Annotated in this window: 19 protein-coding genes; 16 read left to right on the forward strand and 3 right to left on the reverse strand. The window is 51.8% G+C overall.

Annotation, left to right across the window (positions count from 1 at the left end; genetic code table 11):
- Positions 1-776: 776 nt before the first annotated feature.
- Together HOLDEFILI_RS19085 and HOLDEFILI_RS01090 are read right to left on the reverse strand one after the other, a co-directional pair.
- Entirely contained in the window at positions 777-929 is a 153-nt protein-coding gene (locus HOLDEFILI_RS19085) for a hypothetical protein (RefSeq protein ID WP_006057473.1), read from the reverse strand.
- 4 nt (positions 930-933) lie between these two features.
- Positions 934-2,712, reverse strand: coding sequence for a glycoside hydrolase family 35 protein (locus tag HOLDEFILI_RS01090; protein ID WP_006057474.1), 1,779 nt, complete (start codon positions 2,710-2,712; stop codon positions 934-936).
- A gap of 123 nt (positions 2,713-2,835) precedes the next feature.
- Here HOLDEFILI_RS01090 and HOLDEFILI_RS01095 point away from each other — a divergent pair, with 123 nt between their 5' ends.
- From HOLDEFILI_RS01095 to prfB, 6 genes are all read left to right on the forward strand, one after another.
- On the forward strand, positions 2,836-3,984 hold the full coding sequence (locus tag HOLDEFILI_RS01095; RefSeq protein ID WP_006057475.1) for a helicase-related protein: 1,149 nt from the start codon (positions 2,836-2,838) through the stop codon (positions 3,982-3,984).
- The gene (locus HOLDEFILI_RS01100; protein ID WP_039863641.1) at positions 3,971-4,630 is read left to right on the forward strand and encodes a ComF family protein; all 660 of its coding nucleotides are present in this window, start codon (positions 3,971-3,973) and stop codon (positions 4,628-4,630) included. Before HOLDEFILI_RS01095 ends, HOLDEFILI_RS01100 begins: the two co-directional genes overlap by 14 nt.
- Positions 4,631-4,645: 15 nt before the next feature.
- The gene (locus HOLDEFILI_RS01105; protein ID WP_156788810.1) at positions 4,646-4,870 is read left to right on the forward strand and encodes a hypothetical protein; all 225 of its coding nucleotides are present in this window, start codon (positions 4,646-4,648) and stop codon (positions 4,868-4,870) included.
- An 11-nt stretch (positions 4,871-4,881) separates the two neighbouring features.
- A complete protein-coding gene (locus HOLDEFILI_RS01110; RefSeq protein WP_006057478.1) occupies positions 4,882-5,079 on the forward strand; it encodes a cold-shock protein in 198 nt (65 codons plus the stop codon).
- 87 nt (positions 5,080-5,166) lie between these two features.
- Positions 5,167-7,515 (forward strand): preprotein translocase subunit SecA, encoded by a 2,349-nt coding sequence (gene secA, locus HOLDEFILI_RS01115; RefSeq protein WP_006057479.1) that lies wholly within the window; start codon positions 5,167-5,169, stop codon positions 7,513-7,515.
- 2 nt (positions 7,516-7,517) lie between these two features.
- Positions 7,518-8,619, forward strand: a protein-coding gene (gene prfB / locus HOLDEFILI_RS01120; protein ID WP_156788811.1) for a peptide chain release factor 2 whose coding sequence is annotated in 2 segments (ribosomal slippage) — positions 7,518-7,589 and positions 7,591-8,619 — 1,101 coding nt in all. Because the reading frame shifts where the segments join, the coding sequence is not laid out codon by codon here.
- Here the strand turns inward: prfB and HOLDEFILI_RS19090 are convergent.
- On the reverse strand, positions 8,613-8,753 hold the full coding sequence (locus HOLDEFILI_RS19090; protein WP_006057481.1) for a hypothetical protein: 141 nt from the start codon (positions 8,751-8,753) through the stop codon (positions 8,613-8,615). The genes prfB and HOLDEFILI_RS19090 overlap by 7 nt on opposite strands.
- Positions 8,754-8,984: 231 nt before the next feature.
- On the opposite strand from HOLDEFILI_RS19090, the gene HOLDEFILI_RS01125 reads away from it, so the two are divergent.
- The 10 genes from HOLDEFILI_RS01125 to HOLDEFILI_RS01170 all read left to right on the forward strand — a co-directional run bounded on the left by HOLDEFILI_RS01125 (position 8,985) and on the right by HOLDEFILI_RS01170 (position 20,943).
- A complete protein-coding gene (locus tag HOLDEFILI_RS01125; RefSeq protein ID WP_156788812.1) occupies positions 8,985-10,214 on the forward strand; it encodes a hypothetical protein in 1,230 nt (409 codons plus the stop codon).
- 182 nt (positions 10,215-10,396) lie between these two features.
- The gene (locus tag HOLDEFILI_RS01130) at positions 10,397-11,362 is read left to right on the forward strand and encodes a carbohydrate kinase family protein (RefSeq protein ID WP_006057483.1); all 966 of its coding nucleotides are present in this window, start codon (positions 10,397-10,399) and stop codon (positions 11,360-11,362) included.
- 38 nt (positions 11,363-11,400) lie between these two features.
- Positions 11,401-13,113, forward strand: coding sequence for an alpha-amylase family glycosyl hydrolase (locus tag HOLDEFILI_RS01135; RefSeq protein WP_167317114.1), 1,713 nt, complete (start codon positions 11,401-11,403; stop codon positions 13,111-13,113).
- 296 nt (positions 13,114-13,409) lie between these two features.
- Positions 13,410-14,492, forward strand: coding sequence for a class I mannose-6-phosphate isomerase (locus tag HOLDEFILI_RS01140; RefSeq protein ID WP_006057486.1), 1,083 nt, complete (start codon positions 13,410-13,412; stop codon positions 14,490-14,492).
- On the forward strand, positions 14,485-15,597 hold the full coding sequence (locus HOLDEFILI_RS01145) for an iron-containing alcohol dehydrogenase family protein (RefSeq protein ID WP_006057487.1): 1,113 nt from the start codon (positions 14,485-14,487) through the stop codon (positions 15,595-15,597). Before HOLDEFILI_RS01140 ends, HOLDEFILI_RS01145 begins: the two co-directional genes overlap by 8 nt.
- Complete coding sequence (locus HOLDEFILI_RS01150) at positions 15,594-16,649, forward strand: transaldolase family protein (protein WP_006057488.1); 1,056 nt, start codon at positions 15,594-15,596, stop codon at positions 16,647-16,649. Before HOLDEFILI_RS01145 ends, HOLDEFILI_RS01150 begins: the two co-directional genes overlap by 4 nt.
- Positions 16,650-16,665: 16 nt before the next feature.
- The gene (locus HOLDEFILI_RS01155) at positions 16,666-16,980 is read left to right on the forward strand and encodes a PTS fructose transporter subunit IIB (protein WP_006057489.1); all 315 of its coding nucleotides are present in this window, start codon (positions 16,666-16,668) and stop codon (positions 16,978-16,980) included.
- Between the two features lie 10 nt (positions 16,981-16,990).
- Positions 16,991-18,082: a PTS fructose transporter subunit IIC gene (locus tag HOLDEFILI_RS01160; protein WP_006057490.1), complete on the forward strand. Its 1,092-nt coding sequence runs from the start codon at positions 16,991-16,993 to the stop codon at positions 18,080-18,082.
- 1 nt (position 18,083) lies between these two features.
- Complete coding sequence (locus tag HOLDEFILI_RS01165) at positions 18,084-18,947, forward strand: ketose-bisphosphate aldolase (protein ID WP_006057491.1); 864 nt, start codon at positions 18,084-18,086, stop codon at positions 18,945-18,947.
- A gap of 46 nt (positions 18,948-18,993) precedes the next feature.
- Positions 18,994-20,943 (forward strand): BglG family transcription antiterminator, encoded by a 1,950-nt coding sequence (locus HOLDEFILI_RS01170; protein ID WP_039863645.1) that lies wholly within the window; start codon positions 18,994-18,996, stop codon positions 20,941-20,943.
- The last annotated feature ends 1 nt before the right edge of the window (position 20,944 follow it).

Raw genomic sequence — 20,944 nt, forward strand, 5'->3', positions numbered from 1 at the left:
GCCGATCTCCGGCTTGTATGCGGCGGGCGACGTCACCAGTGGTTATGAAGGGGCAGCTCATCAGAGCGGAGACTGCCTGTCTGTGGTCGTTTATTATGGAAAGACAGCCGGCGTCAACGCGGCGCAGGGCAAATAACCGTGATTATCGGGAATCTGCGGATAGCCATGAAAGAGTCGGACTTTTGATGTCTGACTTTTTTCTGTTTGCTTGAAAAAATTTGATTTCGGAAATCGCAACACTATTCCGAGCCTTGAGGATAGAATAGAAAGAATAAGTGAGGTAGGGGGATCAACATTGCATAAAAACGAAAAAAACAAAAGTTTATGCACTCTAGTGCATAAAAATATATAATTTTTGCTTGATCTTTCAATTAATAAAAATGCTTATGGAGAGCAGGAATAAAGAGGGGGCGGAATACTTTATATCAATACGCCTCGGATTCTTTGAAAATGATGAGCTGCGTGCTATGTCCGCAGAAATAAGCAAAATGTAATCCCTGAATCGTGGATAGCTTTTATCAAGCGTGCATGCCAGCTGGGTACGCACGCTCACCCTTTGATCAGGTTTGAGTAAGAACCCAACATGGTTCATATTGAATTTTAAATAGTATAAAATTTCCATACCAAAAAGCAGTCAGGAAAGTGTTATAACGCTTTATCCTGACTGCCCTTTTGATTGCCTGAATTCTAATAAGAATCTTACATAATTCTAAGAATTTCTGAACTCTTCATGATGGGACGTGCCGATAGTTCTGTTTTTTTTTGATGGACTTTGGTTATTGGAGATCTTGCCGGTCTTTTTCCTTCGCCTTCTCAAGCTCCGCTTTGGCATCAAGAATTCCCTGCTTCACCGCACGCCGGATGATTTCATAAACGAGCATGAGAATGACAAACAGGATGAGAAGCAGAAAGAGAATTCCCCACATCATCGGCTCAGGCTTCCTGCGGCTGATCGATCAGCGGCTGGTCGTCCAGCGAGACCGTTCCGGTTCTGCCTTCTGTTTCAAACAGGACAATCGTATTTTTCCCTTTTTTCAATAACGGAGCCGGGATATACAGATAATGTGTCGGCCCCAGTTCCCAGAACCGCCCAAGATTTTCTCCGTTCAAAAACGCCGCGCCTTTGCCCCAGCCGTTCAGGTTCAGGAACGTATCCGCCGGCTCTTCAATGTCTACGGTAAATTGATAGAATGCCGGAACACCTTCCTGATACTCGCCGGTGAAATCAACCTGATCGACGTTGTCCAGCTCCAGGCAATATTGCTGCCAGCCGGTGTGGAAGTGCAGGTCCAGCATGAAGCCGCCTTTGATGCCCTTGCGCTGATGCGGGGAAACCAGACTTGCGCCGTAGTTGATGCGGCCGAGGTTTTCCACCAGAATGTCGATCACGTTGTCGGTTGGATGATCGAGCGTAAGCGGGATGTTGCTTCCCATCGTTTCCTTGTATTGCGTGGCGATCAATTTCTGGTTGACGAACACCTGGGCGCGGTCATCGCAATCCGCCAGCTTGGCTTTGGCCAGCTCGCGTGCTTTGCCGACATGCGCGCGGTACAGGATGTAGCCGTAGCCCTGTCCCAGTTTTTCCATCGGTTGAGGAATGTCGGTTTCGATTGGCTGTGCCAGGGAGGAAAGCGTATTAAATAAAGAAACTTTGTTTTCACAGCGCAGTTCGCCATAGCTTTTAAAGGTGATCGGCGTGGACAGCGGCACCGGGGTGATCGGATTATACTTGGCGATGACCTCGCGGAAGGCAGCGTATTTCTCTGCTTCCGTGCCCCACTCCGTCAGCGGAGCGGCATAGTCGTAAGAGGTGATCTGCGGATCCATGCCATTGTGGTAGCTGCAGCCGTTATAAAATTCCGGATTGGTGCCGCCGTGGAACATGTAGATGTTGACGCTGCCCTGGCGCAGCATCGCGTCCAGCTCGTCTGCCGCCTCCTTTGCGTCGCGGGTTTTCAGCGGTGATCCCCAGTTGTTGAACCAGCCGATCCAGAATTCCATGCACATAAGCGGGCCATGGATGTCGTTGTCGTTCATGAACTGACGCAGCGCGCCGATCTGTTCGTCGGTGCGGGAGCCGAAGTTGGCGGTCGGCAGCACGCCTTCATTGAGTAAGGTTCCGGCGTCGAGCACTTCACGCCAGCCGCCATCGGACGTGAACATCGGCACATCGCAGCCATGCTTTTCCATCAGGCGTTTGATCGCCTTGAGATATTGCTTGTCGTTGCCGAAGGAGCCGTATTCATTTTCAATCTGGCACATCAGTACCGGTCCGCCGTGGGTGAAAAACAACGGCCGGATCACCTTGAACAGCTCGGCGTAATAGGCGTCGACCGCGTCGAGATAGGGTTGATAGGTCGAACGCACGCGCATCGAATCATCCGCTAACAGCCATGCCGGCAGACCGCCGAATTCCCATTCTGCGCAGATGTACGGCGTCGGCCGTAAAATGACCCATAAGCCTAAAGCCTGGGCTTTCCGGACAAACCGCGCGACATCCTTGCGCCCGCTGAAATCAAACTGGCCCTTTTTCGGTTCGTGGTAATTCCACGGAATGTAGGTTTCTACGCAGTTGCAGCCCATATTTTTTAACTTTTCCAGACGATCCTGCCAATACTCAGGAACAATCCGGAAGTAATGCAGCGCGCCGGAAATCAGCTTGACCGGCTGGCCGTCCAGCATAAAATCATCTTGAATCGTAAAGGTAGTCATGATCGGTTCCTCTTCTTTCTCTTTCCTTCATTGTAAAAAAGAAATCGTAAAAAATAAAGAAATTCTTCATTTTAGGCAGGCTTTTTCAAATTTTCCGCAATATTATAAGTGGGAGGTGAAATTATGCGCTGTCCGCGGTGTGGAAACGAGGATCCATCCTGGTTCTATCTTGGCAGCAAGGGCTGGTACTGCCGCCGCTGCGTCGGCTTTTCCCGGAGGCTGGCGTGCGAGGCGGAGGAACCGGCTGTGCCTGAGCTTAGTGAACCGCTGGATCCGCAGCTGCGGCTGGATTATCCCCTGACTCCGAATCAGAAGCAGATCTCCGATCAGCTGTGCGAATTGTCCGAAACCCACGACGTTCTGGTCGACGCGGTGTGCGGCGCAGGGAAGACGGAAATTGTGATGGACTGTCTGCGTCGGCGGCTGCGGCGGGGACAGCGGGCGGCGGTCGCGGTCGCCCGGCGGCAGGTGGTGCTGGAGTTGGCGCGGCGGCTGGCGGACGCGTTTCCAAACCTGTCGGTGATCCCGGTTTGTCAGGGTTATACCAAGAAGACCGAAGCGGATCTGATCGTCTGTACGACCCATCAGCTCTACCGCTATCCCCACCGGTTCGATCTGTTGATCCTGGATGAACCGGATGCTTTTCCCTACAAGGGCGATCCGGTTCTGCATGGAATCGCACGCACCAGCTGCCGCGGCCAGATCGTTTACACGACGGCGACGCCGGATGCGGAGCTGCAGGGACGGGTGAAGGCGGGGACATTGAGGCAGCTCAAGCTCAACCGTCGTCCGCATGGTCATGATCTGACGGTGCCCCGGGTTTTGATCGGCCCTCAGTTTCTGTTGATCCTGCAGCTTTACCACTGGCTGAAAAACAAACAAAAGGCGGACAAGCAGGCGCTGATCTTTGTGCCGACGATTCGCGGCTGTCATCGCTTAAAAGTTCTGTTTTCAATGGAATTTTCCTGCGGTGAGCTGACCAGTCAGTCGCCGGATCAGGATGAAACGCTGCGGAAGCTGCGGGCAAAGGAACTGCAGTTCTGCTTTGCGACGACGGTGCTGGAACGGGGCGTGACGATCGCGGGCGTCGACGTGTGCGTGATGGACGCCGATCATGGCGTGTTTGATGAAGCTTCGCTGACCCAGATGATCGGCCGGGTCGGGCGCAGCTTTGCCTGTCCGGATGGCGACGGATTGTTTCTGTGCCGCAGGCGCAGCGAACAGGTCGAACGCTGTGTGAAACGTCTGGAGGAAGCCAATGCTGACGGCTGAGCGCTGCCTGTGGTGCGGCGGTCCGTTGTTAAACGGATGCACGATCCCCGAAATGATGTTCGTCGACGATTCACTGTGCGGTGTCTGCCGCAGTCAGCTGACGCCTGTTTCCCATCAAGTGAAGCTCGGCGGTCTGACCGTGCGGGGATTGGTTGTCTATGATGAGGCGTTCATGAAAATGCTTGTGCAGTACAAGGAATGCATGGACGAAGCGCTGCAGGATGTTTTCCTTCAGCCGTGGCGCGATAGGCTGCGCCGGCGGTACCGTCATTTCACGCTGGTGCCGATGCCCTCCTCCCGCGCTAAACGGGAAAAACGCGGCTTCGATACGATTTCCCAGCTGTTTTCCGGACTGCGGCTGCCGATCGTGGAGCTGTTGGAAAAGACGGAGGATTACGTGCAGCAGGGCAGCGCCTTCCAGCGGCAGCAGGCTGCCTCCCACATTCGCTTGATCCCCGGCGCCCCGATCCCGGATGGGAAGCTGTTGTTGATCGACGACGTGCTCACCACCGGCAGTACGCTCAACGCCGCTCACGCATTGCTTCCTGCCGCCGACCAAGCGCTGGTGCTGGCCGTTAACCAACGTTTCCTGCCGCCTTCTTTCGCTCCGTTCCGTAAGCTCCGTTGTCAAAAAAGCGCGGAATAAGACGAAGGAAAAGATTTGAGTTTGCGGCCGATCCTCTCTATACTCAAAGTAGACGGGAGCGGCGGAATTCCAGCGGCGGAAACCAGCGAAAACCAGGATCAGTCGAAGCGGAATTCCCCGGGTTCAGCGAACGAAGGGGTGAAGCAGAAAAGCATCAAAACGACGGGCAGCGATCCCGATTCCCGTCGAAGCGACATGGCGGAGAAGACCGCCGCGGATAAACAAAGAAGAAAGGGTTAGGTTTAAGGCAGATGCAAGGTAAAGTAAAGATGTTTAATAAGGAAAAAGGTTACGGCTTCATCAAGCTCAGCGACGGCCGCGATGTTTTTTTCCACTATTCCCAACTGGTGATGGACGGCTTCAAGACGATCGAGGAAAACGCCGAGGTGGAATTCGATCTGATCGAGGGCGACCGCGGGTACCAGGCCCACAACGTCAAAAAACTGTAAAACAGCGATCAAAGGCCGGGTTTGACGGCCTTTTTCTTTGTGTTTTTCGCTCAATTACGATACAATAGGAGCGATGGAGGGACCACAATGGCAACTTTTTTAGACAAACTATTTAATTACGATAAAAAACGATTGAAAGAAATCGAGAAACGCGCTCACGAAGTCGATGCGCTGGCTTCCCAGATGGCAGGCTTGAGCGACGAGGAACTGAAGGCCAAGACCCCGGAATTTCAGGCTCGCTTGAAGAACGGCGAAACGCTGGATGACTTATTGCCGGAAGCGTTCGCGGTCGTTCGCGAAGCGGCGAAGCGGGTGATCGGTGAATATCCGTATCTTGTTCAGCTGATGGGCGGCATCGTTCTGCACGGCGGCGATATCGCGGAGATGAAAACCGGCGAAGGAAAAACGTTAACCTCCGTATTGCCGGTCTATCTGAACGCGCTGGACGGCCGCGGCGTGCACGTCGTCACCGTCAACGAATACCTGGCCGGCCGTGACGCCGACTGGATGGGGCAGATTCACCGCTTCCTGGGCCTGACGGTCGGCCTGAACCTGCGTCAGCTCACCCCGGCGCAGAAGCGTGCGGCGTATAACTGCGATATCACCTACACGACCAACGCGGAAGTCGGATTCGACTATCTGCGCGACAACATGGTCACCCGCGTTGAGGACCGCGTCCTGCGCCCGCTGAATTTCGCGCTGGTCGATGAAGTCGACTCGATCCTGGTCGACGAATCGCGGACGCCGTTAATCATCTCCGGCGGCCAGAAGCAGACGGCCAACCTGTATCTGCAGGCAGACCGCTTCGTCAAATCGCTGAAGGCGGACGAAGACTATGAGATCGACGTCAAAAGTAAGACGGTTCAGCTGACGGATTCCGGCGTAACCAAGGCGGAGAAAGCCTTCCGCGTCAAGAACCTGTACGAGCTGGATCACACCCAGCTGGTACATCATATTTCGCAGGCATTAAAAGCTAACTACATCATGATGAAGGATGTCGAGTACGTTGTGGACAACGACGAGATCGTCATCGTCGACCAGTTCACCGGCCGTCTGATGAAGGGCCGCGCGTATTCCGACGGTCTGCATCAGGCGATTGAAGCCAAGGAAGGCGTGTCGATCAAACAGGAAACGACGACGCTGGCAACGATCACCTACCAGAACTTCTTCCGTCTTTACAACAAGCTGGCCGGCATGACCGGTACGGCCAAGACCGAGGAAGAAGAATTCTTAAGCATTTACAATATGCGCGTCATGGAAATTCCGACCAACCGTCCGGTTGCCCGTATCGATTATCCGGACGCGATCTTCGGCACGAAGAAAGCCAAGTTTGAAGCGCTGGTCAACGAGGTCAGGGAATGCCATGAAAAGGGCCAGCCGGTGTTAGTCGGTACGATTGCCGTTGAAACCAGCGAATTCATCGCGAAGATGCTGAAAGACCAAAAAATTCCGCATGAAGTCTTAAACGCGAAGAACCATGCGCGTGAAGCGGAGATCATCAAAAAGGCAGGTCAGAAGGGTTCGGTGACGATCGCGACCAACATGGCCGGCCGGGGTACCGATATCAAGCTGGGCGAGGGTGTCCGCGAACTGGGCGGTCTGGCCGTCATCGGTTCGGAACGGCATGAATCCCGCCGTATTGATAATCAGCTGCGCGGTCGTTCCGGACGTCAGGGCGATCCGGGCTATTCCCGGTTCTATGTTTCCGTGCAGGATGACCTGATGGTGCGGTTTGGTTCGGAAAAAATGGAAAGTCTGTTCTCGCAGCTGGGCGACGTTCCGATTGAATCCAAGGTTGTAACGAAATCCATCGGCAGCGCGCAGAAGCGGGTCGAAGGCGTGAACTTCGACGTTCGTAAAACACTGCTGGAATATGACGACGTCCTGCGTCAGCAGCGCGAAATCATCTATGAACAGCGCAATTTCATCCTGGATCATGACGACGTTCACAGCATCGTCAAGGATATGTTCGACCGCGTTGTCAGCAATCTGGTGGCGGCGCATACCGAGCATGACGGCAAGGAAGAGCATGTCAACACCGCGGAGCTGCTGGAATCGTTAGGCAAGATGGGTTTCCATGAAAGTTTGACGGAAACCGACCTGGAAGGCAAGAGCATTCCGGAGATCAGCGAGCTGTGCTGCAAGGCGGCCTGGGATGTCTATGAAAGCAAGATCGAACCGATCAAGGTGCATGTGCTGCCGATCGAAAAGACGATGGTGCTGAAGGTCATCGACCGCAACTGGGTCGATCACATCGATACCATGAGCAAGCTGCGCGACGGGATTCATCTGCGTTCGTACGCGCAGTCTAATCCGCTGCAGGCGTATGTCTCCGAAGGCTATCAGCTGTTTGAGGACATGATGGCGCGGATTGCGCAGGAGGTCGTCACCTTCTGTCTGAATGTCAGAATTGTAATAGAGGAGCGAAAGAAATAACTATGGAATTGTATGAGATCCGTCAAGGCCTAACCGCTTCGGTAACGAAGTTAAAGCAGTTAGGCGACTCTCTTTGACTTAGCTGCGAAGCAAAAACAAATTGAAGAACTGGAAGCAAAGATGAACGAGGAGCATTTCTGGGATGATCCGAAAGCAGCCCAGAATGTGATCCGTCAGTGCAACGGGATGAAAGAGCTGGAAGCGAAGTACCATCAGATGGAACAATCGCTGGCTTCGCTGCAGGAAACCGTCGACGAGCTGAACCAGAATTTCGACGAGGAACTGAAAGAGCTGCTGGATATGGAATATCAGGACACGCTGAATCAGTTTGAGGATTTCGAGGTGATGGTGCTGCTTTCCCATCCGTATGACAAAAACAACGCGATCCTGGAGCTGCATCCGGGCGCGGGCGGCACGGAAAGCCAGGATTGGGCGAGCATGCTTTACCGGATGTACTGCCGCTGGGCGGAACGGAAGGGCTACAAGGTTACGCTGCTGGACTATCAGGAGGGCGAAGAAGCGGGCATCAAGTCCGTCAGTATCCTGATCGAAGGCGACATGGCCTATGGCTATCTGAAGGCGGAGAAGGGGGTGCATCGGCTGGTGCGGATTTCCCCGTTTGATTCCTCCGGACGCCGGCATACCTCGTTTGCCTCGCTGGACGTCATGCCGCAGTTTTCCGATGAAATTGAAATCACGATCGATGAAAGAGATCTCGACGTCGTCACGATGCGGGCCAGCGGCGCCGGCGGCCAGCATATCAATAAGACCGACAGCGCTGTGCGGATGACGCATAAGCCGACCGGCATCGTCGTTTCCTGCCAGACTGAGCGCAGCCAGATCCAGAACCGCGAGCGCTGCATGAACATGTTGAAATCAAAACTGTATCAGCGCATGATCGAGGAACAGGAAGCCAAGCTGGCCGCGATCCGCGGCGAACAGAAAAACATCGAATGGGGATCGCAGATCCGCTCGTATGTCTTCTGTCCGTACACGATGGTCAAGGACCACCGCACAGGCTATGAAATGGGCAGCGTACAGAACGTCATGGACGGCGATCTGGACGGGTTCATCTTCAGCTACCTGAAAAGTCAGATTCAGTAAACAAGCAGGCGTTTTCCGAAGTCGGAGAGCGCTTGTTTTTTTGTAGCTTTACCGCTGGTTTTCAGCCCCGCTGACAAGTTTCCATTTGTATCAATAATCTTTACTTTTGCCTTGGTTGTCCGGGTTTCGTTCATTCTGTCACTTCAGGCATTTTCGAGTGTTCCTAAAAAATCAGGAAATGCTATAATGAGATTAAAGAAGAAAGCCAGGGAGGAAAAATCATGAAGGGCTTACGAACAATTTTAGCCGCGCTGCTGGCGCTGACCCTAGTGAGCGGATGCAGCCAGAAGGCAGAACCGATCAAGCCGGGGGAAGCGGCGGTGATCGAGGGGAAACTGAGCGACGGAACGACGTATGAAGCGAGCGTGAGGCTGACGGGCTATCTCAATCCACTGCAAATAAAAACGCTGCAGAATTATGGGATGTACGTCGGTGCGGAAACCATCGGCGCGGTTCAGTTTGAAGTGCAGCTCAATCAACTTCAAGGTCAAGAAACGTTAGACATGACAGAAATTTGGCAGGCAGCTTATCAAGAAACAGCTGAGGAAGAAACAGAGGAATTAGAAACGCTGGCGATTCCCGCGGGCGAATGGTTAAAAGCGATAGAACCGCTTGCCGAAAATGAAAGTGCGCGCGGGTGGGCTTTAGTTAAGAAAACACGAAATCCGGAATTTATGAGCTTGAATTATCTCAATGAAAAGGGAAAACAAGCGGCTCTTGTGATGCAGATACCGGAATCTCAATCTACTTTATTGAATGAAGCTGGCGAACTCAAAGTGGGAGAATGGATGAGTGCTGGCGGTGTTGAGGTAAGCGTGGAAGAAATAAAAACCTCGCAGGATGTTATCATGTACCGCAGTGATAATAAATGGTATTGGGAAGAGGGAGATCAGGTCGTTAATCTGCGGCTGAAGGTGAAGAACGGTGAAAATTACAACCTGAATGACAAGCTGTTTAATGTAATATTTGATTGTCCATCTTCTTCTTTTTCACGGGATTTGCTTGTAGAGGAAAATGAAAAAGAGATGCAGCCTTATTCCTCTTTTGAACCCGGCGAGGAGAAGGTTCTGAGAATGGCTATTGATTTTAATGCCGATGCGGAATATTCTGGCCGTCTGAAACTGGCGGTTAACGGTTACTGTTTCGGTTTGGATTATACCCTGGGGGACGAGATCGATCATTATTTGTCATACCAGGAAGGCGACATCATTGAAAATTCAAAGGATCGATTGACAATTGAGAAGATCAGTACGGTTAAACGGCTGAATCCACCAAAAACATCGGTTGATTATATGTATCTCTATGCCGATCCGGGAAAACAGCTTTATGTTGTCGAAGGAACCTATGAAAATTTAAGCTCTGAAACCGTTGCGATAGAAGATCGGCTGGGGATTACTTGGCAGGACGGCGCAGAGTCAGCAGGCGGTGGTGTCTGGATTCCAATGGGGAATGATTTTCTTGAAAGCAAAACATTGGCTCCCAATGAAAAGATCAAGATTTGTTTGATTGTCATGCTGACGGACGATCAGCTGCAGCGTCCGGATAAAATCCGGATCGGCGTCGGCGATGAGGTGATCAAGGGTTCACCGTCTTAATCGCTGTATCTCAAAGGGATTTCTCATCAGGAATCCTTTTCTTTTTGTTACCGGAAGCAGAAATCATGGTTTAATTCATAAAAAAAACGAATGAAAACGCTTGCGATTAGTGTTTGGGAAAAGTTGGGTTCGTGTTAGAATAAGATAAGAAGGATTCCAATCTTAGGCAGGAGGCACTTAGGATGAAAATATGTTCATTTGGCGAAACATTGATCGATTTTACTCCGGTAGGCGTCAGCGAAAACGGAAATATCATATTTGAACGTAATCCCGGCGGGGCGCCGGCGAATTTAGCGGCTGCGGCGGTGAAGCATGGCGTGGAGGCTTGCTTTGTCGGCGAGGTCGGCGACGATATCTTCGGTCAGTTTTTACAGGAAAAGCTCCGCAATCAGGGGGTTGATACAGAATACATGGTCGTGAATTCCCGCTACAAGACGACGCTGGCCTTCGTCCAGCTGGACGAAAAGGGAGAACGGTCGTTCTGTTTTTACCGCAATCCCGGCGCGGACACGATGATCGAAAGTCAGGCAGTGAATCTGCGCGCGATCGACGAGTGCGATCTGTTCCATTACGGGTCTGTGTCGATGACGCACAATCCGGCGCGGATCACAACGTTTGAATTAGTCAAATATGCGCAGCAGAAAGGCAAGATTCTGTCGTTTGACCCGAATCTGCGGATGCCGCTGTGGAACAGCGAGGAAGAAGCCCGGCATGAGATCCGGCATGGGCTGCAATTCTGTGATATCCTCAAGGTTGCGGAAGACGAATTGATTTTTTTGACGGGCTGCGAAACGTTGGAAGAAGGCGCGCGGCAGCTCGCGAAGAAATACAAAACGCCGCTGATTTTAATTACAGAAGGGGAAAAAGGCAGTCATGCGCTGATCCACGGCTATTACATTAACGCCCCGACCTTCCCGGTTTCAGTCGTCGATACGACGGGGGCGGGCGATGGATTCTTAGGCTGTTTCCTGGCCAGTTTCTTAAAATCAGGAAAAACGCTGGAACAGCTTAACGGCGACGATGTCTATCAAATGCTGCGGCTGGCGAATGCGTCAGGGGCGCTGTCGGTGACCCGGAAAGGCGGAATGCCGTCGTTAGTCACGACGGAAGAAGCGCAGGCTCTGCTTGATTCGCAATCGGAGAGTTAGACATGGGCGGCAGCGAATTTTTACGGAGGCTTCAACCTTTGAAAGCGGACATGGAGGCGGCCTACTTCCGCGTCTATCAGCCGTTTCACGTCCGGGAAGAAGACTTTGACGCGCTGCTGGCGCTGTTGGATGAACAAGCGCAGAAGCGAACTTTAAATTTACAGCGAACGGATCGGCAGACGCCGTGGTTTAAGCAGGGACCGGCGGGGATGCGGTTTGTTTATTCAGACGCACAGACCCCGGCGCAGGTTCATGCGCGGGCGCAGGAGCTGAAGGAGCTGGGCGTGGGCTGGGTGTTGTTCAGCGACGTGCCTTATCCTTACACGGAATCCCTGCGGCAAACGCTTCGGCAGAGGATCGATCTGTGGCATGAAGAAGGGCTGGCGGTCGGCGTGGATTTGGATGTTGCCAGCACGCCGGCAGAGGATCCCTGGGCGCTCGAAGCAATCCAGGGCGACAGCGCGATGCAGCAGCGCTACTGGATGATTTCCGACCCGAAGCTGGCGTCGTTGTTCAGTCCCTTTTCCAAGGAGAAAGAAAACGGCGACTTCCTGCGGCTGGAGGAAATTCAACAATATGTGTATTGTCATCCGCAAACTGGCGGATGGCTGCTCGACTATAAAAATCCGCAAGTGCTTGCGCTCATGTTGGAGCGTTTCTGCGAGCTTGTCAGTTCAGGTGCGGATGCAGTTGAGCTGAAACAACTGGATTCGATGTGGAAGGAATGCAAAGCTCAGCAGTTGTATCCGCAGGTGCCGGATTTGTTTGCGCTCTTCGCGGCGGCCGGGAAGCTGGTATGTCCGGAAGTTCTTGTATTGGGCCACAGCGAAGCCGGGGCGAAGGATTTACAGATTCTCTCTCAGCGAGCGCCAGCCGCCACCGGGTTGATCGATGCCGCGTCGATGGTCAACAGCTGGAATTCCCTGGCAACCCGCGATACGAAAATGCTGCAGGGCGATCTTGTTTTCCATGCCTTGAATTCGTCTGCGATCGCGGTTCATCCGCTGGGCGCGGATCAGGGCGTAGTTTGGAATTTTAATGAGGAAGCGGCGCGGATGCGGGGCTGGGATCCAGACTGTCACCGGCAGTTTCTGATGGATTTTTATACGGGACAGGCGCTGGGTAGTTTTGCCGAAGGGGAAAGCGACCGGGAAAGTGGACGATGTTATGGAACATTGGCCAGCTGGGCTGGCTGCGGCCGGGCTTTGGACGGCCATGAACCCTATGAGCTGGAAAACAGCTGCCGGCGGATTTTACTGGTGCAGGGATTGAGCCTGGCTTTGCGGGGAATGCCGCTGCTTCAGGATGGGGATGAACTTGGCGCGCTCAATGACGCCAGCTTCCGGCTGGATCCAAAGAAGGAAGGCGACCGCCGCTGGCTGCAAAGACCAGTTTTTCTGGACGATCAAGCGCAGCGGCGCTATCAGCCGCTGACGGTGGAATACCGGATTTTCCAAAACCTGAAAATGATGCTTCAAGTCCGGTCGGCGGATCCGGATTGGAACGAAGGTCAGGAACAGATTGCGGATGTCGACAACGACGCAGTGTTTGCGTTCGTTCGTGCCGCCAGACAGCATCGTCTGTTGTTTCTATTCAATTTTACGGAATCACCACAATACTGCTCGATTACTTCCTTATTTAATAAAGAGGAACAAGCGCGGGAACTGTTGACCGGCCGGCGGATTTGCGGCAGTCAGGAGAGCTTGGGCCTGAAGGCTTACGAATTTCTGTGGCTGATCGTTGAAGCCTAAATGAAACTTATTTTAAAGATAACCTCTTTTCTTGCTTAAGATTGAAAAGAGGTTTTTTTCTGCCTGCTCCTCATTGTACAAAAAGCGTTCTCGGTTTCCAAACTGTGGCGGCACAGTTTAAAGGTAATCATTCTTCATGGATTTAAGTGAAGATATAAAGTGATTTTGAATACGATTTAAGCGGGAATGTCAGATTTTGAATAATCAAATAAAAACGAGATTAATATTCTTTTATCCTTCGATATTCCAGTATTCCCTTCGTTTACAATGAAAGCATAAAGGAGGATGTAAAGAAAATGGAATGGAGTCACAGACCCATCATCTTCGATCATAATCGAATTACCCGCTCCTACATCGGCGGAAAATTGCTGAATGCCTGGCGGGGAATGCCGGAGGCGGAAGATAATCATCAATGTGAAGAACTGTTAGTGACGTCGATCGGCGCGATCGCCGATGGCAAACCCAAGGACTACGCCGTCAGCCGGACGCTGGACGGAACGTCCTTAGCTGAAATTATCCGTCAGGATCCGGAGGGAATTTTAGGCCGCGCTTATCAAGAATCAAATCCGAACCAGCTCTCCGTGCTGGCCCGGGCCGGGGATACCATCGTCCGGCTGGTCATGCAGTGCCATCCCCAGAAAAAAGATGCTTTCCGTTTTCATGAGCGTCATGGCAAGGCGGAAGCGTGGTATATTGCCAGAACGAGAACGGAAGACGGGGTTGCTCCCTGCGTCTATGCCGGCTTTAAGCCGCATGTAACGCCGGCCCTGTGGAAAAAGTGGGTGGAATCTCAAAACATAGAAGCGATGCTGGAGGGCTTGCATAAGATCGATGTAAAAACCGGCGACGTCATTCTTATTCCGGCCGGCATGCCGCACGCCGTAGGTCCGGGCTGCATCTTCTTGGAAATCCACGAGTGCAGCGACATCACAATCCGGGTGGAAAAACACATCAATGGGGTGGATTTGTCAGCCAGCGAGATGTACAACGGCTTAGATCAGGAGGAAGGACTGAAACTTTTCGACTATACCGTGTATGACGAAGCAGAGATTCGAAAGACCTGCGTCATGGAACAGCGCGACCCGCTTTATCAGGGAAACTCTGTGATCACAACCGCGATTGATGAACGAAACACTGAGGCTTTCGGCATGAAAATCCTGACGATCCAGCCGGAATTGCGGCTGCCGGCCTTCGACGGCCACCGGGTCCTCATTCCCGTAGATGGCGATCTGATTCTGGAGTGCGATGGGGAACAATATAAACTGAAGCAAGGTTGGGGCTGTCTGCTTCCGGCGGCGCTGGGGACGTTGACCCTCAGAGCTGAAAAAGGAACAGCGAAAGCCGTACTGGGCCTTCCGGGGAAAATCAGCCATGAATAACTATACATTCCAGGCACCGATGAAAATCATTTTCGGACAGGATACGCTTGATCAGATCGCTCAGGAGATTGAGGGGAGCCGGATCTTTATCGTTATGGACCGCTTTCTTTACGAAAGTCCATTGAAAACACGGATGGACACCATTTTGGCAGAGCAGGAAATCCGCTATTTCACTGCTTTTCAATCAAATCCCGATTTTGATTCCATTAACCAGGCATTGCGGGAAATTCAGGCCTTTGACGCAACGACGGTGATCGGCATCGGCGGCGGCAGTACGCTGGACATCGCAAAGTTTTTGAGTGCGGCGATCAAAGAAGCGAAGCCGGCCGAAGTCATTAAAAAGGAAGGATTCCAAAAGAAAGCAAAGATCAAGACAATCTGTATCCCGACGACAGCCGGCACCGGCAGCGAAGTCACGAATGTTTCCGTTATTTCCGATTATGCGGCGCATACCAAATCACCGTTTGTCAACGATTTGTTGTTTGCGGACACGGCGCTGCTCGATTCCCGGTTAACGCACTCTCTGCCGCCGGCAGTGACCGCTTCCTGCGGTATGGACACGTTCTGCCATGCGATCGAAGCGTATTGGAATATTCATGCTCAGCCGATCAGCGATCTGCTGGCAGTCCAGGCGATGCGACGGGTATTGACGTATCTCGAAGCGGCAGTGGAAAACGGTACGGACGCTGAAGCCCGGGATGAAATGCTGCAGGCCAGTCTGGAAGCCGGCCTGGCTTTCGCCCAGACGCGCACCACCATTCTGCACGCCGTCAGCTTCCCGCTGACCTCGAAGTTTAAAATTCCCCATGGTTTAGCGTGTGCGATGCTGCTGCCGTCATTTATCCGCTATTATGGTCAGGATCTGCCGAAAATGCAGACGCTGGCAAACCAGCTCGGAATGAAAGCGCCGGAGGATCTGGCGGCGGCGGTGGAGACGCTGATGCACGCTGTCCAGCTGCCGGTCAAACTTTCACAGCACGGAATCACGGCTGCGGATCTGCCGCAGATCGCTGCGGAGACTCTGCAGGAAAAGATTGCGCTGCTCGGTCCCAAGCCCGTGGATTCAAAGTTAATCTGCACATTATTGGAGGGGATTCTGTCATGAATAAATTATTAGAAACCTCTTTGAACTTTCCGCAGACCGAAATCTGGAACGATTCCTGTTCCTGCGCGGAATTACAATATGCGCTGGACAACGGCGCCTGCGGGGCCACAACCAATCCCGTCATTGTCGGCAATGTTCTGAAAAAAGAACTTTCCCTGTGGGAGCCGACGATTGAGGAACTGATACTCCGACATCCGGAAGCAACCGAGGATGATCTGGCATGGATGATGATTAAAGCGATGGGCCAAAAGGCTAGCCTGCTGCTGAAGCCGGAATTTGAAAGAACACGGGGACAACGCGGCCGGATTTCGTTCCAGACGAATGCAAAATATTATACCAATGCGGAATTGATGATCCGGCATGGGGAGGAACTGGCGGCGGTCTGCGAAAATTCGCAGATTAAAGCTCCGGCCTCGGCAGCCGGAATCGCGGCCTATGAAGAATTAACCTATCGCGGCATCAGTATCAACGCCACAGTGTCTTTCACGGTGGCGCAGGCACTGGCGACAGCCGAGGCGGTGGAACGGGGCTTACGGCGGCGGGAGGCGGAAGGGCTGGATATTTCAGCGATGCATCCGGTCTGTACGATCATGGCCGGCCGCGTTGACGATCATCTGAAAAAACAGGTTGCCGATCAAAAGCTACTATTTCCGCCGGAAGCGCTGGAATGGGCCGGCGTTGCAATTGTGAAAAAAGCGCTGAAGCTTTATGAACAGCGCGGCTATCGGACGAAGCTGCTGATCGCTGCCTTCCGCAATCCTTATTCCTGGCACTGTTTTATCGGTGATCCGGTCATCCTGACGATCCCGCATGACTGGCAGCTGCGGATCAATCATTCTGATTTTCCGGTCGAAGATCACCATGAATTTCAGGTTGATGAAGCGACCATCAGACAACTGGAAACGCTAGAGGAATTCCGCAAGGCGTATGACGAACAAGGTCAGCGTCCGGAAGACTTCGAGCATTACGGCGCGTTTACGAAGACCATGCGTCAGTTCTTAGACGGTTATGACGATTTGGTCCGGCTTATCCGCGGTTATAAAGTGAAATAGAAAGGAGGGAGAACTGATGAAAATTGTTGGCGTCGCCGCCTGCACGGCAGGCATTGCCCATACCTACATCGCCCGGGAAAAACTGATCAAAGCTTCCGAGCTGCGCGGTCATACGATTCATTGCGAAACACAGGGAACAATCGGCGTGGAAAATGAATTAGATCCGGCGGACATTAAAGCGGCGGAGGTTGTCATCCTGGCGATTGACATTGCGATTACCGGCATGGAACGCTTCAAGGGGAAGAAAGTCGTAAAAATTGATACCGGCACATTGATCCGCAATCCGATTGCTTTTATTCAGAAAGTCGAAAAGTACATTTCGAAAAATTAATGGAGGGTATATGAAACAGAAATTTAAGGAGATCAAAAGCTACATCCTGACCGGTATCAGCTACATGATTCCAGTCATCGTCGCCAGCGGTCTGTGTATGGGAATCGGCCGGGCCTTTATCGGTGCGGATCTGACCAACGCGGCCAGTGCCGGAGCGGCCTATTGGCTGTACCGGACAGGGCAGCTGGGCATGTCGATGATGGTGCCGGTGCTGTGCGCGTACATCGCTTACGGCGTTGCCGGCCGGGCAGCTTTAGCCAGCGGCTTTGTCATCGGTATGGTTTCGATTGAAATCCAGGCAGGTTTTATCGGCGGCATGATCGGCGGTCTGGTCGTCGGCTATCTGGTTGTCCTGATTCGCAAATACATCAAGCTGCCGAAGACCTTACAGGGAATTATGCCGATTATTGTTATTCCATTCTTAGCCACAGCGATTGCCGCCGTCCTGATGTTCGGCGTGCTGGGCTATCCGATCGTCTTGCTTCAGCAGACGTTAACTAATTTCTTAACTCAGCTCTCCGGCGGCTCGAAGTTCTTGTACGGCGGAATCGTCGGTGCTTTATCTGCCTTTGATTTCGGCGGTCCGGTCAATAAGGTCGCTTCGGCTTTCTGCAACGCAATGTTGGCAGACGGCAATGGCTATCCGAAAGTCTGCCAAATCTTGGCAAGCATGATCCCGCCGTTCGGGATTGCAATTTCAGCCCTGATCGCTAAAAATAAATATACCAAGGCGGAAAAGGAAACCTTGAAATCCGCGGTGCCGATGGGCTGCGTCATGATTACCGAAGGCGTGATTCCAATCGCCGCGCGCGATCTGGTCCGGGTTGTGTTTGCCTGCGTTACCGGTTCCTTTGTGGCCGGCGGCCTGACGATGATCTGGGACATTTATTCCGAACTGCCAAACGGCGGCTTCCTGGCCTTTCCGTTCTTCAACGAGCCGATGATGGCGCTTCTGGCGCTGGCGATCGGCAGCGTAATCACCGGCGTGATTCTGGCGATTATTAAAAAGCCAGTTACCGAAGCGGATGAAGAATTTGACGATATCGGATTCGAGGTCGCGGACAGCGAGCTGGATGATCTGAATATCGTAGAGGTTGACTGACATGCTGCTGAATTTGAAAGAGATGCTGCAGACGGCGGCAGATCATCACTTTGCGGTCGGCGCCTTCAACTGTTCAGAGCTGTCGTTGGTCAGAGCGGTTGTGGAGGAAGCGGAGGCAGCTCAGGCACCCGCCATCATCCAGGCGGCGGTCGGCGAGTTTAACTTCGCGACGGAATATTTCTATACCTATGTTGTCAAACGCTTGGAAGCCAGCAGCGTCCCGTTTGTCCTGCATCTGGATCATGGGAAAACGTTTGACGACTGCGTCCGGGCAGTTCGGGCAGGCTTTACCTCAGTGATGATTGACGGCAGTGAAGCCGCGTTTGAGGAGAATGCCGCACTGACCTCTAAGGTCGTGGAGATGGCTCATGCCGCCGGGGTTTCGGTGGAAGGAGAAATCGGTACGATCGGCAAGCTGAGCACCAGCGACGAGGGCGGTGTGGATCATATTACTTACACAAATCCCGAGGATGTCGTGCGGTTTATTGAAGCGACGGGGGCGGATGCGCTGGCCATCGCGATCGGCACTGCCCATGGAATTTATCCGCGGGGATTTGTGCCGCACCTGCAGCTGGATCTGCTTCGGGAAATCGCCAAGATTACGCCGGTGCCGCTGGTTCTGCACGGCGGCAGCGATAATCCGGATGATGAAATCCGTCAAGCGTGTCAGATCGGCATCGCGAAGGTGAATATTTCCAGCGACATCAAGAAGGTTTTCTTTGACGAGGTTCAGCGGGTGATCACGGAAACCGGAGCATTTATGCCGCCCAAAGTTTTCAACGCCGCGATCGGTAAGACCCGAACCTGCGTCAGAACCAAAATGGAATTATTCAATTCCGTGGGAAAAGCCAAATTTTATAAGTAAGTCAGCGGATGATACACAGATGAATTAAAGGATGGGGAGGGATGATATGAGCAGAAAAAACGAATTGATTTTGAATCAATTGTCTTCAGCATTGATGAAAAATGACGACTTTCTTTCTGCTCTTTCTTTATCAAAAATGCTGAATGTTTCGGAAACGGTTATCCGGAAGAAAGTGGATGAAATGAACGAAATGCTGGTCCAGGCCCATCTTGGTTCAATAGAAAAGAAACCGCGGAAGGGTATCCGCTTGATCTATGATCCGCAAAACGCCCAGAAAATCGCGGATCTGTTCAGCAATTATGAGTATATCGACATCACGGCCGGCGAAGAGCTGCTGTATGTCTACCTGCGGGTCTTGCTTTCCAGCAATGTTGAGCGGATTACTGTGACCCGTTTGAGCGAAATGGTTTATCAGTCGGTGCCGGTGTGTTCCCGGCATTTGGAAACCTGTACGCAGTGGCTGAGTTTGTTCAATATTCAGCTTTCAATTAAACGAAATTACGGCATATCGCTGCAGGGAAGTGAAGAAAATAAACGTCTGGCGATCAAGCATCTAGTCATCAACGATCCGATTCATTCCGTAGAACAGTCCATTCAGCAGTTTGCCAAAGGCATTAACCTGGAACTTCTGAAATCGTGTATCGCTGATATCGAAAAGGAGTGGAATTTCACATTTGCCGAGGAATCGTATAAAAGTATATTATTATATGCCGCGCTGGCGATCACCCGCTCCGACTTCAGTGTTCTGCATTTAAGCGAATCGGAAGAAGAAATCGTCGTTAAATACAATGAGTACAATTTAGCGCAGTCAATCTTCCGGATTATCAATAAGAAGTTTTATGTTAACATTCCGGAAAGCGAAGTGAAGTATTTTGCGATTCAGCTGCTTTGCAGCAAGATGATTCACACGCAGGAAATTCCGGCCAAGGAAGAACTGACAAGCTATGATAAGAAGCTGAAACAGTTTGTGCATAAAATTATTTCGGTCATCAGCGATATCATGAATGTCGATCTGATGGATGATAATGAATTGTATTACGGACTGCTGAATCATATCCGGCCGGCGATTTTCCGAATGAAATTTGAGAAACATTCGACGAAGGAGCTGACAAACTTTATCCAGCAGGAATACAAGCAGACCTATCGCGTTTCCTGGGCGCTGAGCGCGCTGTTTGAGGAATATTACGATATTAAAATCACATCGACGGAATTAAGCTACATCACTTTGTATATTCAGACATCGCTGGAACGGCGGATGCGGCCGTTGAAAATTGCACTGGTAACCGAGCTGGGCATGGGCTTGAATCAGATGTTCTGCAATAAGATCCGGATGTCGATCCCCAAGATTGATGAAATCGCTATTTTCAGCTATCACGAAGTGAAAATCGACGTCGTCGGCAAATACGATCTGATCGTGACGACCTCCAAGCTTGATTTTGATCAGGAAAAAGTTGTGCAGATAAAATCGCTATTAAGCAATACTGGGGTGGAAGAATTGAAACAGAAAATTGAGATCATCCGCACCCAGCAGCTGATGGATCAACGGAAATTTGACCCACGCTGCCATAATCTGTTCGATCCCAAACTGATTTTAATTCATCCGATGGTCAGCGATAAAGAAGAGCTGCTTCAGCGCATGAATCAGGTGCTGAATGCCGGCGGCTATGTGACGGAACATTATATCAAAAGTGTGCTGGACCGGGAAAAGACGGTGTCGACCTATATCGGCAACGGGGTTGCGATCCCGCATGGCTTTCAGACGTATGTTAATGAATCCAAGGTGGTGATCGCCGTCTTAAAAGAACCGCTGGCCTGGAACAGTACGGATGAGGTACGGCTGGTATTCATGTTGGCGCTGCGGATTAATAATGCCTACGAATCGAAACGGACGCAGGCTTTCTATCAAGGATTTTTAAAGCTGATTGACACGGATTATGACGTGGAGAAGTTAACCGAAATGGACCAAAATGAGTTATATCGATATTTGATGAGGTAAT

The sequence above is a fragment of the Holdemania filiformis DSM 12042 genome (genome assembly GCF_000157995.1).
GTDB lineage: Bacteria > Bacillota_I > Bacilli_A > Erysipelotrichales > Erysipelotrichaceae > Holdemania > Holdemania filiformis.

What these genes read in the sequence shown, in the direction of transcription:
- HOLDEFILI_RS19085 (WP_006057473.1), bottom strand. Translation starts at nt 929, where the DNA reads ATGATGTGGGGAATTCTCTTTCTGCTTCTCATCCTGTTTGTCATTCTC.
- HOLDEFILI_RS01090 (WP_006057474.1), bottom strand. Translation starts at nt 2,712, where the DNA reads ATGACTACCTTTACGATTCAAGATGATTTTATGCTGGACGGCCAGCCG.
- HOLDEFILI_RS01095 (WP_006057475.1), top strand. Translation starts at nt 2,836, where the DNA reads ATGCGCTGTCCGCGGTGTGGAAACGAGGATCCATCCTGGTTCTATCTT.
- HOLDEFILI_RS01100 (WP_039863641.1), top strand. Translation starts at nt 3,971, where the DNA reads ATGCTGACGGCTGAGCGCTGCCTGTGGTGCGGCGGTCCGTTGTTAAAC.
- HOLDEFILI_RS01110 (WP_006057478.1), top strand. Translation starts at nt 4,882, where the DNA reads ATGCAAGGTAAAGTAAAGATGTTTAATAAGGAAAAAGGTTACGGCTTC.
- secA (WP_006057479.1), top strand. Translation starts at nt 5,167, where the DNA reads ATGGCAACTTTTTTAGACAAACTATTTAATTACGATAAAAAACGATTG.
- HOLDEFILI_RS19090 (WP_006057481.1), bottom strand. Translation starts at nt 8,753, where the DNA reads ATGAACGAAACCCGGACAACCAAGGCAAAAGTAAAGATTATTGATACA.
- HOLDEFILI_RS01130 (WP_006057483.1), top strand. Translation starts at nt 10,397, where the DNA reads ATGAAAATATGTTCATTTGGCGAAACATTGATCGATTTTACTCCGGTA.
- HOLDEFILI_RS01140 (WP_006057486.1), top strand. Translation starts at nt 13,410, where the DNA reads ATGGAATGGAGTCACAGACCCATCATCTTCGATCATAATCGAATTACC.
- HOLDEFILI_RS01145 (WP_006057487.1), top strand. Translation starts at nt 14,485, where the DNA reads ATGAATAACTATACATTCCAGGCACCGATGAAAATCATTTTCGGACAG.
- HOLDEFILI_RS01150 (WP_006057488.1), top strand. Translation starts at nt 15,594, where the DNA reads ATGAATAAATTATTAGAAACCTCTTTGAACTTTCCGCAGACCGAAATC.
- HOLDEFILI_RS01155 (WP_006057489.1), top strand. Translation starts at nt 16,666, where the DNA reads ATGAAAATTGTTGGCGTCGCCGCCTGCACGGCAGGCATTGCCCATACC.
- HOLDEFILI_RS01160 (WP_006057490.1), top strand. Translation starts at nt 16,991, where the DNA reads ATGAAACAGAAATTTAAGGAGATCAAAAGCTACATCCTGACCGGTATC.
- HOLDEFILI_RS01165 (WP_006057491.1), top strand. Translation starts at nt 18,084, where the DNA reads ATGCTGCTGAATTTGAAAGAGATGCTGCAGACGGCGGCAGATCATCAC.
- HOLDEFILI_RS01170 (WP_039863645.1), top strand. Translation starts at nt 18,994, where the DNA reads ATGAGCAGAAAAAACGAATTGATTTTGAATCAATTGTCTTCAGCATTG.